The 16,635-nt window shown below is 66.3% G+C and carries 1 protein-coding gene; it reads right to left on the bottom strand.

Annotation, left to right across the window (positions count from 1 at the left end):
• Window position 1: 1 nt before the first annotated feature.
• Window positions 2-16,624, bottom strand: coding sequence for a leukotoxin LktA family filamentous adhesin (locus XH83_RS12600; protein ID WP_194407297.1), 16,623 nt, complete (start codon window positions 16,622-16,624; stop codon window positions 2-4).
• Between the last annotated feature and the right edge of the window lie 11 nt (window positions 16,625-16,635).

The following is a 16,635-nucleotide window of genomic DNA, read 5'->3' as shown; positions in this document are numbered from 1 at the left end:
TCTACCACGCCTCCGCGAGACGGCTCACGGCCGGCTTCGCCGTCTGCGCGCTTGCGTCCTTCCAGCCCGCGCGGCCCGCACGCTGCCCCTTCTGCCGCAGCTTGCGCATGTCGCTGAGGCCCTCGATGTTGACCGCGGGACCGGAGCCGATCGTCTCGACCGGCCGCGGCGTCAGCAGCGCGTCGAGACGCGCCTGGCCCGAGAGGCCGAGCAGGTAGAACGTCCCGCTGTCCTTCTTCGCGAGCCAGCTCTCGATGTTCTCCTTGCCCTCGCCATCGACCGAGATGTTGCGCATCATGCTCGCGCCGGTGAAATCGTTGCAGCAGGTATGGGTCGGACCGTAATTGGTGACGGTCGCCGAGATGTCGCCGGTATAGAACACCACATAGGCATTGCTGACATTGGCGTTGCCGACCTGGCTCATCGTGAACACGCCGCCGGGCTGGTAGAGCTGCAGCGTCGGCCAATTGGACGGCGCCGGCGTGCGGTTGTTCAGCAGCACCTGCTGGGTCGCCGTGGTCAGCATGAGCTGGCCCGGCACATAGCCGTTCAGGATCGAAACCGCCGGCGCATCCGTCCAGAAGGTCGCGTCGACCACCTTGAACTGGTTGATGATGATGCTGTCGGGATCGATCGAGATGTTGGCATATTTGGCGACGCCGCCGTTATAGCCGGTGATGTTCAGGATCAACGGAACGGCCGGGTTGGAGCGGATCTGCTCGCCCTTGACGTTGATCGTATCGGCCGCGAGGTCGAGCTCCCTCACGACGCTGACCCAGGCGATCGTCAGGTCACCCGACGAGGTCATCTTGACGACGTCGCCGCTGATCCGGTCGAACGAAACAGATCCGGCCACGTCGAAACGCGTGGCGCCGTTCGCGGAGATCGAGCCACCGCGGAGCGAGCCCCTGTCGGATTTGACCTCGAGGTCGCCGGCATCGCCCGGGATGCCCGTCGTGGTGAGCTGGCTGAAGACGATGTCGTTCACCGCGTGCAGGGTCTGCGTGCCGCCGCTGATGGCGGTGCCGACGGTGATCCCTCCCGTCGTCGCGGTGACGTCGAGGGTGCCGCCGACGTTGAGATTGTCCCAATGAACGACCGTTCCGCTGAGCACCGCGTTGCCGGTCGAGGCCGTGAGGTTACGACCGGTGTTGGTGCCCGCGGCGATCAGCTTCGCCGAGCCGTTGGCCGAGACCGAGCCCAGCGTGGTCGCCCCGCCCGACGTCACCGTCTGCGCCAGGATGAAGCCGCTGTCGGCGGTGACGTTGATGCTGCCGGCATCGCCATTGATGCCCGTCGCCGTCAGCGCGTTGAACGTCACGTTGTCGCGGGCGCGGATGGTCTGCGTGCCGCCGCTCTGGGCGGTTTGGACCATGATGCTGCCCTGCCCCGCCGTCATGCCCAGCGTGGTTCCGACGTTGAGCGTGTTCCAGTTGATCGGGCCGCCGCCCGCGGTCAGCAGGCCGGAGCCGGTCGTGGCGGCGAGCGTGTTGCCGGTGATGGTCGTGGCGGCCAGCAGGCTCGCCGAGCCATGGGCCGAGACCGAGCCCAGCGTGGTCGCCCCGCCCGACGTCACCGTCTGCGCCAGGATGAAGCCGCTGTCGGCGGTGACGTTGATGTTGCCGACGTCGCCGGCAGCACCGGTGGCCGCGAGCGACTTGAACGTCACGTTCTGCGTTGCGTGGACCGTCTGCGAGCCGCTGCTGCCGGCGGTACCGATCACGATGCTGCCGTTGTTCGCGACGGCGCTGAAGCTGCCGCTCGCGCCGGTCGCGGTGCCCGCCAGCACCTGGTCGAGCGTCAGGCCAGCAGTGCCGATGATGTCCACGCTGCCCTTCACCGCGGACAGCAGGCTCACCTCGGCGTCGGTCAGCGCCTTCAGGTAGATGCTTCCGGCGCTCGCGCTGGCCGACAGCCGCGTGGCGTCGGCGGTGAACCGGCCCGTCGCGCCGCCGATGCCGTTCGATGCGCTCAGCGACACTTCGGCGCCCGCGCCCGACGCGATGAACTTGGTCTGGCCGTCGCCATTGTCGACGATCGCGCCGAGCGAGGCCACACCGCCGGCGGTGACAACGATCGACGGCGTGTTCGAGGCCGCCGCGTAGGACAGCGACGAATTCAGTTGGCCAAGCGTCGCATCGCCCGTGGTCGTCACGGAGATCAATCCGGGCGCGTTGATGGCGGAATAGGCTCCCATCGACAGCGTCGCGGCCACCAGCGTCACGCCATCAGTGCCGCTGGTGGCAACCACCGGCGCCGCGCTGGTGCCGGCCGCGAAAATCATGCCGCGATTGGCGAGCAGCTGCATCAGGCCGTCGCTGCTGATGCTGGTGTTGATGGTGAGCGCGCCGCGCGCCACGTTCAGCGTCATCGCACCGCCGGCCGTCAGCGTGCCATAGCTGCCGCTGCTGCCGACCGCGAGATCGCCGGTGACCGCGAGGAGGCTGAGGTCGCCCACCGCCGAGCCGGTCACCGCGCCGGAGATGTTCACCTGCAGCGGCTGGAAGGCGCCGCCATTGAAGCCGATGCTGGCGCCCGCGCGCAGATCGAGGTCGGTGCCAAGGATATGGATCGCGCTGCGGTCCGTGAAATCGGCCTCGGCATAGATGCTGCCGGTCGCAGCCAGCTGGATCGCATTGCCGGCGGAGATGTTGCCGAGGATGAGATCGCCGGTGGTCTGCTTCACATAGATGCCCTGCGCCGACGAGACCTGGTCGAGCTGGTCGTGGCTCGGATCGGCAAAGGCGATCTGAAGCGCGTTGGAATTGTTCGCGGGATTGCTTCCGGCGGTTCCCGAGGGAGCCCCGACATTGCCGCGCTCGGCGATCAGGGTCAGGTTGGCGATGTCGCCCGAGATCACGGCGCCGCCCACATTGGCGGAGATGCTGGTGACGGCATCGAGCTTGACGTCGCCGCGACCGGTCACCTGGATGCCGTTGGCCTGCGCGGCCGTGATCGGGCCGTAATTCGCGGTGACGCCGCCGAGCGCGAGGCTGTTCTTGCTGCCGAGATAGATGTTGGTCAGCGCCTTGGCCGAGATCGCGATCGGATTGTCGACGACGACCAGGTTCTGCTGCGACAGGCTGACCGTATAGGTCGTGACATGGGTCGTCGGATCCGTGACCGCGCCGACGGTGAGCTGGCCGGGACCGGCCGTCGCCAGCAATGCCCTCTGCTCCGGCGTCAGCGACGAGGAATCGACGCTGGTGAAGGTGAAGGTCTGGGGCGCGGCCGAATTGCCGACCGAGCCGCGCGGCGCGTAGAGCATGATCTGGTTCGCGCTGACATTGGCGATGACGTTGTCGTCGATCGGCGGCGGCGCCGCGCCGACGGCCGACGACGACACCGTGTAGGCGAGCTGGCTCTGCGTCCACTGCGAACCCGCGGTGATGATGCTGTAGACCCGCTCGGTCGACGCCAGCGCATAGCTGTAGCTCGCGTCATAGGTGTTCAGCGCCGTCTGCAGCGCCGTGTTGCTCGGCAAGCGCTGGTTGGCCGTCGAAACGCCGTCGAACAGCTTGGTGAACAGCGTCGTCGACAGCGAGCTGCCGAACAGCGTCGCCAGCGGATCAGCCGGAGCGGTTCCGAGCAAGGTCGTCAGCGAGCTCTTGAGCTCGTCGGTGGTGATCTTGCCGAGCAGGAACTGATCCCGCAGGAACCGCGTCGTGGCCTCGGTCTTCATCTGGGTCGCCGTGACGTTGGCAGGATCGATGCCGAGCTTGGCGGCGACCTGCGCCCGCAGCACGGTCAGCCCCACCGAGGTCGGGGCGTAGGTGCTGCCGTTGGGGAACGCGATGTTCTTGAGCTGGAAATAGTCGTTGTAGGCCGACGTCACCATCGACTGGTAGCTGTTGACGGCGTTGGTGGCCGCGTTGCCGCTGAGCAAATCGAGGCTCGCCCAGACGTCCTGCAGGTGCTGGCTCTGCGCCGGGGTGAGACCGACCGCCGCCCGCCCGTTCAGGATGCTGGCCTGGTTGCCGTCGGAGCCCGCCGCTTCCAGGAAGACTGGGCCGCCGGTCGACTGGATCGTGCCGAGGCGCAAATCGCCCTTGGATTGGATGATGTAGGTGCCGGTGGCAGAAGTGCTGTCGAGCACGCCGCCATCGACGGCACCGCCGGCCTGAACCGTTCCCGTCGCCTGGATCACCAGCGGATTGATGTTGGTCAGCGTGCTCGCGCCGTTGACGACGGCGCTCGTCGCGCCGATCGCACCGGAGGTGGAGTTGATCTCGATGTTCTTGCCGGTCACGACGGGATTGGCGGGGTTGTAGGCAGAGACCGAGTTGATGTCGCCGGTCGCCGAGAGGAAGACGTTGCCCTGCGGCGTGGCGCCCGCCGAATTCACCTTCACCTGGTTGATCGACAGCGCGCCGATGGCCGAGATCGCGATGTCGCGGTCGATCGAGCTGGCAGTCAGGCTGCCGCCATAGAGCTGCACCTGGACGGGAGCCCCGTTGGCACCGAGCGTGCCGATGCCGCCGTCACCCCGAAGCGTCACGCTCGTGCCCGAGATCACGGGGTTGTTGGCATTGGCGCCGACCGTGATGGACGAATTGGCGCCGGTGGCGTTGAGCGTCGTCGTGCCCTGAAGGTTGTTGATCGACCCGTTGACGACGATGCCGGAGGTCGAATTGACCAGGACGTCGCTGTTGCCGCCGCCGGTGAACTTGATGTTGATCGGGTTCGACGCCTTGACCGTGTTGGTCAGCGTGAGCGTCAAATGATCGTAGATCTGCTGGTACCAGTTGAATTGCGCGTCCGCGCCGCAACACTTGTCCGGATGCGTGCCGAGCGGATTGGGATTGCCTTGTGAGTCGACGCCGTCAGCCCAGTGATAACTGCCGGTCGCAGTGGTAACCTTTTGGTAGTTGCTGCCCTGCACGCCGGAAACCAGGCTGGTCGTGGTGGTCCAGTTCGCCCCGGTGGCCTGATTGGGCGTGAAGTGCCAGCCGTAGTCGAACTGCGTGCTGTTGGTCGGGCGATCCAGTGTCGCGGTGTCGACCCACTGATAGAGCATGTTCGCCTGCGTCGCGTACTGGATGCCTGCCGTACCAGTCCTGGATGTAATCATCGACGGGTCGACCGCGGCCGCAGTGACGCTGTTGGTCTCGTATTTCGTGACCTGCTGGTTGCTCGCCGCCTTGGGATCGTAGACATACCACGTCGTCTTGCCCTGGAGCTGGTCGACGATCTCGACCACGCTCTGGGCGCTGGCACCGGTGTTGATGGTGTTGGTGACGAGCGCAAGCCCGCTCGTGTTGTTGACCGTGATCGTGCCGGCGCCGCCCTTGATCTCGATGTTGCCCTGGGTCTGGGTATTGTCGGTCGAGGTCGAGATGATCTTGCCGTTCAGATAAACATAGCCGCCCGCGCCCTGCACCACGCCGTTCAGCATGAACTGGTCGGTGAGAGCGTTGTACTTGACGCCGATCTTGACATCGCCGGTGCCCGACGTCGTCAGGTTGGCCCCTGAGATGTCGACATAGCTGCCGTTCCGCGCGTTGGCCTGGGCCTGGGCGAAGGCAGCGCTGTTGTTCTTGAGATTCGTGACCTGCTGCGCCGCGTCGGCGCCGATATTGACCGAGTAATTGCTGCTCGAGCCGGCCTGGATGGTGCCGTTGATGTTGATCACCGAGGCCGAAATGATGACCGCCTGGGCGCTGATGGTCCGGGTATCCGTCACGGTGGCCGGTGTCTCAGCGGTCTTGGGCGTGATCGCATCCGGCTGGATGTTGATGACCTGGAAGAAGGCCGAGCAGCCCGCGCAGTTGAACGGCGTCTTGTACGGACCGCTATCAGCGTAGACGTTGCGGCCGTCGTAGGTCGTCTTCTCCCACGGCGCAGTCGAGATCACCTGACTGGTCGGCCCCTCGATTTGCTGGAGCGTGCTGACGCTCGGCACGCTGCCGGCGTTGGGATTGCCGTTGCCCGGCGCGCCCTGGCCCATCGGCAGGAATATCGCCGAGTAGAGCGAGGTGCCGTCGTAATACGTCATCAGCATGCGCGCGGTGAAGATCGTGCTGGCGTCGGCGTTGCCGACGGGCTGATAAATGCCGTGGCTGCCGTCGGCGCAGCAATAATAGAAGTACGGGTGATCGCCTCCCGAGCCGATGTGCGGAGCGGTGTAGTAGTCGCCATAGGCGCCGAGATAGGTCGCCGCCGTCATCACCGCCGTCAGCGCGTCTTCCGGCCTGTTTTCGGTGCTCGCCCATTGCGAGGTGACCGCACTGCTGCTGTCGTAGAAGCTGCCGATGCCGCCGAGGAAGGTGAACGTGCCCTTGGGCACCACGATCTGCACGGTCGCAGCGCTGAGCGACTTCGATGCGACCACACTGCCGAGGTTGTTGACGACCTTGAGCAGGCCGTTCGGGTTGTTGACGGCTCCGTTGAAATAGATGTCGGGCGTGCGGGTCAGCACGTTGCCGTTCTGGTCGATGCCCTGGCCGCTGTCGGGATCCAGGCGGTTGTAGGTGGCCGAGACGTCGATCACGGGCGAGGCGCTAGGCATCGCGGTGAAGGTCACGTTGGAGTGCGAATCCGGATCGACATGGTCGATCTGGCGGTAGGTGATGTTGCCTCCGCTCACGTCGGTGACCGTGAGGTTGCCGAGGCTCATGAAGTCGAGGCCCTTGTTCTCGATCTTGATCAAGGGCGAGCTGCGCGCGATGACCGCGGGCGCGGCCGGATTGGTGCCGCTGTTACCGGTCAGCTTCTGCGCCAGGATCGAGACGTTGCCGGCGGAGACCAGGATGTCGCCGAATGCGAAGGCGTTGCCGGGCGCGTCGGAGGTGAATGGCGCTTGCTTGATCAGGGTGTCGATCTGGCGCTGGATGTCGCCGGTCGGATCGGTGCCCGAAGGCGACATCGTGGCGGGATTGGTGGGCGTCGCGGCTGCGAGCTGGGAGCGAACCTGTGCCTCGGAGAGGCCGGTCAGCGTCGCCAGCTGGTTAACCACCAGCTGATAGGGATTGAAGCTGCCGATGGTGGTGTACTGGACCGTCTGGTGGTTCCAGCTCATCACCGGATTGAAGTGATTGACGTCGGAAACGGACTCCAGAGTCAGCGCGGAATACGGGCTGGTCGTGCTCAGGGTCGGCGTGCTCGCGCCGAGGTCGATCGTGATCGTCAAGTCGTTGTTGATGCCGGCCACCACGAGGCCGTTGAGCGCGACGTCGCCGGTGCCGCTGGTGTGGCTGTGGTTGTCGCTGTTCTTGGCGCTGAAGATGTCCAGATACGGATTGTAGTTGCTGCCGTTGCCGACGGCCGTGACCTGCCCCTGCGTGGCGCCCAGATAGATATTTCGGGCGCCCAGCACGCTCGAGGTGGGCGCGAGCGTCAGGCTCGTGGTGTCGTCGGCATTGGCCGTTCCGCGGTACAGCGTCGAGATCGGAATGGCGGTGTTGTTGTAGACCACCGTCGTCGCAATCGCCTGCACGCTACTGAAGACCGAGCCGTCGCCGGCAAGACCGGCATAGATGGCGATGTCGCGCCAGGCCACGATCTTCGTGCCCGCGCCGACATTGACGGACTGGTTGGCGTGAACCCAGCTGTTGGTGCTGGCGCCGACGCCAGCGATCGCGCCGTAGAGGCTGGCATTGGCATTGTTGGACGCCGCCATCTTCGCCGCCGTGCCGACATAGATCTTGCCGGCACTGAACAGCTGGCGGGCGTTGATGTTGACCGCGAGCGTGGCATTCGCCGTCATGTTGGATTCGGCACCGCCGCCGGCGAAGAAGCTGGCGGTGGCGAGGCTCGCGGTGTCGTTGGTGTTCAGCGTGTTGTAGGCCTCGATGTTGATCACCGCGGTCGAGGTCCTGGGATCGTCGTTGAGGCTCAACACCGTGCCGGCGCCGATATTGGTGGTGACGGTCTGCGTCACATAGGACTCGCTGAGCGCGGCCGCTCCCGAGAACGAGCCGCCGGAACCCGAACGCGCACCGCCGCCGGCCTGGTTGACGATGTCGTTGGCGATGACGACGATGTCGCCGCCCGCCGAGTTGATGATCAGATGCGGTCCGACCTCCGCCGTGGTGGTGGAGTCGACGTCGTTCCGCGCCTTGCCGGCGGACACGCCGGCCGTGGACGCCTGGTAGGCGTCGCCGCTCGCGAGGTAATTCGTGGTGTGCTTGGCGTCGATGCGGAAGCCGCCGAAATAGAGCGTGTCGTCCGTCGCACCGCCGTCGAACCGCGCATTGGTCACCGCGGACGAGCTGGTGGTGGCGACCGCCGCCGCGCCGGCATAGGTGCCGCCCGCGCCGACCTTCGCGTTGGACAGGTTGGCATCCGTGCCGGTGGCCTTGATCCAGAGGACGCCCGTGTAATTGCCGTGGTTGAGGCCATCCATGTCCGCAGGCGCGCCCAGATAGGCATAGGTGTGCGCGCTGGATGACGTCTGCGCGACGGTGGCGCCGAGCGCCAGGAACCCGGTCGAAAGGCCGGTCGCCTCGGCGTATTGCGCGCTGTCGTTTTCAGCCTCGATCGTCACGTTGGCGTTGGGCAGCCTGATCCCCACCCCGCCATAGGCACTCACGGTCGCGTTCTGCGACGCCTTGGCGTAGCTGCCCTGCGCGCCGATCAGCGAGCCGCCGCCGCCGGCGAGCGCCTTGGCCCAGGTCGTCGTACCACTGGTCGGAACCAGCGCCTTGGCGCTCACGTCGAGCGCACCGCCCGAGAAGCTGACGCCGTCGCCGACATCGGCCGTCACCGTGGCGCCGACCGTGGACTGTGCGATGGCGACGCCGACGGCACCGCCGCCGACCGAAACGCCGATCGCCTCGCTCGACAGATTCGGCGCGATCGCTGCCGACACCAGCGTGCCGATCCCGCTCGCGGACGTCGTGATCGAGGCGCTGGCGCCGATCTCCGCGAGCACCGAGGAGTTCTCCGTCGCCTCCGCGTCCGCACCCGAGCCGGCGACGATGCCGCCGCCGAGTGCGGTTGCCGTCGTGCTCAGGGTGCCTGCCCCGGCAGCGCCAACCAACAATTGCGAGGTGCTGATGGTGGCACCGTTCAAGACCCGCGCTGCGACCGAGCTGGTCCGGCTAGCCGTCGCGACCGAAGCGCCGACGGCGACAGCACCGGCGGAGACACCGCCCGTGAAGACCACCTGGGTCGTGGTATCCTGCGCCATGACGGCAGCGCCGGTCCCGCCCGTGCCGGTGATCTGACCGCCGAGCAGCGCCGCCACGGTATTGGTGACATTGCCGACCGCCACGGCGGCTTGGGCGCCGAAGTAAAGCGCCGCACCACCGGCGATCGCCTCGGTGTCGATGGTCTTGCCGCTATAAGGTCCGGTATCGGCGTCCTTGACCGCCGCCGCCACGCTGACGGAAGGCGCCGAGACGACCAAGGGCGTATCCGCCGCCTCCAGCACGCCGGAGCGATTGCGTCCGTAGTCGCTCAGATTGGCCACCACGGTGCTGTTGACGCTGGTGTAGCCGATGCCGGCACCGATGCCGACATTCTTGGCAAAGCCGGCGCCGAGCAGGTACATCTTGGCCGCGTTAGCGCTGGTCGCAACGACGTTGACCTGAGTGGTGCTCGTGACGTGGCCGCCTGCGATCTGTGCGACGACGACATCGCTGCCGCCGCTCAGCACACCACTGACATCATAGGTCGAGCTGACATTGGCGCTGTTCGGATTGCCGGCGGTGCCGCTGGCGACGGCGTCGCTGCCATGCGTGCTGCTGGTGCCGCTGTTCACGGACGCGATGGTGCCGTTGCCGTTCTGGTTGAGCTGGCCGGTCTGCTGGCCCTGGGTGTCGGCATCAGCGGTGTTGGTGCCGATGATGATGACGCCGACCGTCGCGCCGATGCCGACGCTGCCGCCGATGCCGGCGGTCACCGCGTAGGACAGCACCTCCTTGGTGCTGAGCGCGGTGACGTTGACCGCCCCGGACGAATTCAGGTTGCTGTTCCAGCTCTCCGCAACGGTCCGGCTCTTGAACACGATGACGTTGGCCGCGGCGCCGACGCCAACCCCTGCCCCGCTTGCGCCCACGGCAAGCGCGCCGGCGATCTCCTTGATCGCAACGTCCTCGTTGGCGTTGATCGTCACCGCACCGGCGGCGTCTCCCGTCACCCCCTGCAGCGTGGTGTCGTACACGCCGGCGATGGTGGTGTTGTTGGCGACCTCGATGTTGGCCATGCCGGCGATCGCCGCCGTGCCGGTCGAGAGCGCGCCGCCGATCGCATAGGCCTCGAAACGATTCTTGGTCTTGGCCTCGACGTCGAGCGCGCCGCTCAAATTGAGCGCGGTCGTGTGCGGCGCGCTGCCGCCCTCATAGTGGAACTCGTCGCCGACATAGGCCAGCGTGCGGTTCGCGGAGACCTGGACAAGGAACGCCGCGCCGATCGCGGCCTGGCTGCCATAGGCGCCGGACCCATTCGCGGAGAAGATGCCGGTGTTGCTGTTGGCGTTCACCGTCAGAGACGAGGCCGTCAGCCCGCCGCCGTCGACATAGGCCTCCGTCGTCGCCTGGAACACGTTGAGCCCGACCGAGCCGGTGTTGAAGCCGATCGCGATCGAGGATGCATCCTGCTCCGCGTTGGCTTTCACGGTGACGGCGCCGACCGTCTCGCTCGACGACTGCACGCCGCCGACCGTGGCATTGGTGATATAGGCGACGGTCTCGCGCGACATCGTCGTCGAGACAATCGTCGCACCACCGCCGACGCTGCTGCCGTAGGCGATGCCGGCGCCGAACGCGCCGGAATAGGAGAAGCTCGACGCCGCCACTTCGATCTGCGGCTTGAGCGTCGAGGAGGTCAGGCGCGTGTCGATGGCCGCGCTGTCGATATAGGCCCGCGTCGCCCCGCTCATCACGTTGGTGATGGGGTTGATCATGATCGAGATGCCGCCGCTCGCGGCGACCGAAGCGACGTTGGTCACGACCGCCTGATGCGAGCTCGCCACCACGGCAAGGCCGCGGACGATGTCCTGGTTCTCGGAGAGATCGGGCGTGGTGTCGGTCGGCGCATGGGCGGTGCCGAGGTCGAAGGCGTGGACCAGCGTGCCGTTGTTGACCGACAGCGTATCGGTGGAGCTGGTCCCGAGCGCGTCAACCTTGGTGTTCGCGCCCGTGATATAGGCCGCGGTGGTTCCGGTGATCTGGTTGGTCACCAGCGAGCCGGCGCCGCCGGCGGCGCCCTTGCTGATCGACAAGGCACCCGCGAACACGGCCGCCTTGTCGTTGTTGCCGGCGATCACGCCGACATTGTTGGTGGCGGTGACGTCGGCCCCGTTGATGCCGTTGGCGCCGGCGGCGGTGATGCTGGCGGTGACGCTGGTCCCCATCAGGTTGGTGGCGACCGAGCCGGCGAGGCCCACCTGCGAGGACATCGCAATGCCGACGGCGACGGTCGAAATGCTGGCATTCGAGTTCGCGTTGACCCCGACATTGCCCGAGGCGGTCAGCTTGGAGCCGGTGACGCCGGCACTGACATTGTTGGCGATGCTGCTGTAGACCAGCGCCAGGCCCGCGGCGCTGCCTTGCGTCGAGGCGCCCGCAATGGCGGCGGTGCCGGTGATGCTGGAATTGTCGGTCGCGTTGACGGATATGTTGCGTCCGGTGACGGAGGATTGCGACGCGCTCGACAGGTTGTTGCCGATGGCGGCCGAAACGGTGTTGGCGATCGAGCTTATCGTTGTGCCGCCGACGCCGGCAAACTGGCCGGTCGCAAGGCCGAACCCGATCGTAACCGCCTGGATCTTCGAGGAATCGACCGCGCTGACGCGGACATTGCCCGGGGCCGACATCAGCACGTTGGCTATGTAGGCCGAATGCGTGGTGGCGATGGTGTTGTAGACAATCGAGGCGCCCGCATTGTTCTTGCCGGCCTGGATGAGACCCGCAACGGAGACGATGCTAGCGCCGGGACCATTGCCCGTGCCGTCGTTGAGCGCGGCCGCGCTGAAGTCGATGCAGTTCTGCCCGCCCGTGCCGCCAGCGACCGTGCAGGTGTCGGTGGCGAGATGGTTGTTGTTCGACTTCTTGACGAGGTTGCCGAGCGCGGTGTCCAGCGCCGAGACGGCGCCGCTGTCGGCCAGCACCGTCACGCCACCGACATTGATGTTCACCGTCGCGCCGCTGTTGATGTAGGCCGTCGTGGTCGGCGCGATCTCGCTGACGACGATCGCACCGGCAAGCCCGTTGGACCCCGCCCCGCCCGAGGCCGCACCGGCCGCAATCACGCTGGCGCTGTCGGCCAACACCAGCAGGGTGTCGTAGTTCGAGATCGACGTGCTGCGGATATGCGCATCTGTCGCGTTGCCGCCCGTGGGATCGGCGACCGACGCATAGGTCAGGCCGATGCCGACGCCGGCCTGGCCACCCGATATGTAGAGCGAGCCACCACCAATCGCGATGTTCGTGGTCTGGTAGGCATCGACCTCGAGCGCGCGATTGACGCCGGAGGACTGGCCCGTGACCGTCGAGCTCTCGATATAGGCGTTGGCACTGTCCGTGACGATGCCGACGGAGGCCGACAGTGACGCGGCATTGGATTTCGATCCCGCCACGCCGAGCGCGACGACGGTCTCCGAGCCGCCATTGAGCGCCTGCACCGTCACCGAACTCTGGTCGCTCAGGGTGGTGCCGTAGATATAGGCGAGCGTCGCATTGTTCGACATCGCCGCGGCGATCGCGCCGCCGATCGCGGCCCCTTGAGCGGATGCTCCGGCTAGATTGAGCGCCGCGGAGCCGGACCCATTGTTGAGCATGGTGTCGTTCAGCGCCTGGACGATCGTGTTGGTCACCACGGTCCCAGTCGTGGTGAACTTGTTGACCGCCGTGTTCCTGATATAGGCGCTGGTGCCGAGTGCGACATCGCTGATCGACGAGCTGCCGGCGAGATCGATGCTGAAGCCTTCGGTGCTCGATCCCGAGGACGAGCCGATCTTGCTCGCGGCCGTCGCCACGCCCGCGGCCCCTCCGGTCGCGCCTGCCCCGGCAGCGCCCGCCTTGTCGGAGAAACTGGACGCCTGCGGCTCGGAGATCGATGCTGCGACGGCCGCTGCCGTGATGCGCCCCGAGGTGGTCGCGCTGAGCGTGAGATTGTCGACGTTGACGGCTCCGCTGCCGCCGCCATTGCCGGCAAACGGATCGTCGGCGCTGAACGGCCCCGGCCGGATGTCGGAATGATTGTCCCCGATATAGGCGGAGGTGTCGGTGTTTGCACCGAGATAGGCGACAGCCAACCCGACGGCCGAACCGCCGCTGGTGTTTCGGCTCATCGCGCCGGCCAGTGTCACGACCGACAGATCCTGCTGTGCCAGGATATTGACGGTCGGGGCATAGACAGTGGCTTGGCTGGAGATTGACGCATGCGTCGTGTTGTTCAGGAAGCCGAGCGAGGTAATGCCGTTCAGCGCCAGCGCGCCCGCGGCCTTGCCGGACGACGGCGCGACGGCGACGAACTGGTCCGACGTGATCGCGTTGACGGCGATGTCGTCCGCCGCCCGGAGCGTCGCGCGGTCCGAGACGCCGGCAATGGTGTTGGTGTTGAACTGGACGAGATTGAGCGCGCCGCCGACCGAAGAGCCGCCCGACGTGTTGCCGGTCAGGAAGCCGAGCGTACCGACATTGCCGGCGGCGTCGATCGACGCGGTCGTCGTGGTCGCCGCAACCTGAATGCTGGTGTCGTAGGTGTGGAGGTCGCCATTGTCCATTCCGACCGACCAGCCGGTGCCACTGCCGCAGGCCGCCGCGGCGCAGGTTGCCGTCAGGTTCGCGCTGCCGGCGACCCACGCCGTCGTGTTGTTGTTCACGACGAAATGGTTCAGCGAGCCGGCGATGCCGATCGTGTCGCCCGCGTCCGCCGTGGCGTTGGCATAGCTGGTCAGGATGTTGCCCCCGACGCCGAGACTGCCGTTGAGGTGGCTCAGAACCGCGCCGAGCCCATCCCATTTCAGCCAGGTGTTGGTGATGGGCAATTCGGTGGTGGCGTCAACGGCGATGTTCGCCGCGTTGATCAGGGTTCCGTTGCCGACATAAGCATTCGAGTTGTGGGTGAAATTGCCCCAGGCGACGGCCGCGCTGATGGCCGTGCTCTCGCCGGACACCACGTCCTTCGTGATGGCGCTGGCCGTCGCGTTGCTGCGAACGCCGCGATCGATGACGTTGCTGGCGACGGCGACGTTGCCGCTGGCATAGATGCTTGGCGCGCCGCTGCTCGGGTTTTGCGCGATCGCAGCGGTCGCACTCTGCGTACTGTTGGCCAGGGAAAGCGCGCCTGCGGCCTTGAAATTGAAGTTCAGCGGCACTAGCGAGGACATGTGGTCCTGGATGATCGACGTCGGCGCGGTGACGGAACGCAGTCCTCTCTCGATCGCCGCGATCAGCGCCGGCAGGCCGGCGATGGACGAAGCCATCGTGGAATTGCTCGTCGTGTCGGACGTCGCCTCGACCAGCACGGAACCGTTCATCCGGTTGGCGGTATCGGTTCCGAGCGATGCGCCGAGCGTCGCGGTCACGGACGTCGTGATGTCGCTGATGGCGAACGCGCCGCCGACGGCGCCGCTCGCCCCCAATCCGGGTGCAGCAACCGACGTCGCGCTGGTTGAGAACGAATTGTTGTTGATCGCGCGCACCTTCAAGGTGCTGCCGCTCGTGCTCACCGTGCCCGCCGCAAGATGCGCGCCGCTCTCGACGTTGGCGATCGTGGTCACCGATCCCTTGGAATAGGCCACCGTCGGGACGATCTGTGCGCTCGTCGATGCCGCGAGGGCAGAGACAGCGATGGTCGCATCATTGAGCGCCTTGATCTCGAGGTTATCGCCGGCGTTGATCGTCGCACCCGAGGCGACGTTGGTGGTGGCGGTGCCGTCGATCTTGCCGACGACCACGCCGGCGGCAACCGGCGTGAGACTGCCGAGCAAGGTGGAGGCGATCGCGGGATCCGAGGCGGTCTCCGATGTATGCGCCGAAATGGTGACGTCGCCACGGCCGTTGATGTCGGCGTGGCTGTTGATGTTGATGGTCGCCGTGGCGCTGGCCGCGACATAGCCGCCATTGAGCCCGAGCAGAGAGGCGGCAAGTGTCGAGCCGACGAGCGCGAAATCGCCGGCCAGCGAACCGTCCAGGAAGCTCGACACCGCCGTCGACGTCGCGGTGATCGAGACGGTGCCGCCGGTGATCTTGCCGTCGACGGTGATCGCCGTCGCAGCGGTGGCCTGGCCGGACAGCTTGATGTCGCTCGCGGTTGCCCTCAGCGTGACGTTGCCGTCGGCGTAGTTGGTTCCGCCGAAATTGACCGTCTGCGCCAGGATCTGCGCCCCGTTCCTGATATCGATGTTCGGCGCATCGATGATGACGTTGTTGGCGTTTCCGGTGGAATGGCCGGAGCCATCGAGGCGGCGGGCATCGATCACCGCATGCGCAGCGAGCGTGATGGAGTTGTCCGCTTGAATGAGGTAGTCGGCACCGGCACTGAGCCCCGCGAGCGCATTCGCGATCGAGCTGTTCGACAAGGTCACGCCGGTGTCGCCCTGACCGGCATCGCCGACCACCACGTCGGTCGGATCGAACAGCAGCGTGCCCGCCTTGCCGTTCGGCGCGGCAAGGTTGATTGCAACGCCCCTGCCCACGCCGATGATCCCGTTCGCGCTGAAGTCCACGAGACCGGCGTTGCCCGTCATCGAACTCGCATTGAACCTGGCGCCGCCCGCCACGGTCAGGTTTTGCGTCGCCTTCAGGCGGATCTCGCCGGCATCGCCGGTCTTGCTCGCGATGTTCAGCCTGGCGTTCTTGCCGACATCGATATTGTTGCCGGCCTGAACGGTGATGTTGCTCGGCGTCGCGGTCTTGCTGTGCGCGGTCAGGCGCCCGTTGACGCGAGCGTTGCTGACGGCGCCGATATGGATCGAGCCGTTGCTGACGGTGATCGCGCTGGCGCTACGCAGGCCCTTGGAATTGACCGAGGCTGCGAACTTCGCGGCATGGTCGAGATTGGCGATGTCGCGCTGGCTGGCGCCGCCGACATAGACGTTCTGCCCGGTCAGGCGTACGCCGTCCTGGGCGTTGATGCGACCATAGATGCGGATATTGCCGTCCGGCGAGACCGGGAACGAGCCCGCCATGAGGTTGCCGACCGCCGATTGGTTGATCTGCCCGCCCGCGCCGATCAGGCTGTCCGTGAACTCGCGCGTCGGCGTCGAGACGTTGAGGCTGCCGACATTGACCACGCCGCTGCGGCCGACCACGAAGCCCTTGGGATCGGCGAAGTAGACGTTGCCGCCGATCGCACCGTTCATGTAGGAGTTCAGCGTGCCGTTGACGTAGACCGGCGCGTCGCGAACGATGTTGACGAGATTTTGCGTGCCCGTCGGCAGTTGCAGGTTGACCGTGTTGCCCTGCCCGACGCTGAACTGCGAGAACGAGTTGAAGGCGCTGTTGCCCGAGACGGTCGACGTCGTGACATTGGTGACGCTGCCGGACGTCTGAAGGCTGGTCCCGGTGCGCCCATCCGGGAGGATGACGTTCGCCGTCTGCGCCCGGACGCGAACGCTGTATACCGGCAGGAAGACCATCTGCATCGCGCAGAGCAGCGACATCGAACGGAAGCGGGAAAGCTTCCGCAGCGTCGTCAGGTCGTCATTGCCTCGCGTCGCAGATGGCCCGCGCATGTCAGATCCTC

Origin of the sequence: Bradyrhizobium sp. CCBAU 53351, assembly GCF_015291745.1 — a bacterium.
Lineage (GTDB): Bacteria > Pseudomonadota > Alphaproteobacteria > Rhizobiales > Xanthobacteraceae > Bradyrhizobium.
This window is presented reverse-complemented; position numbering and strand designations above follow the sequence as displayed.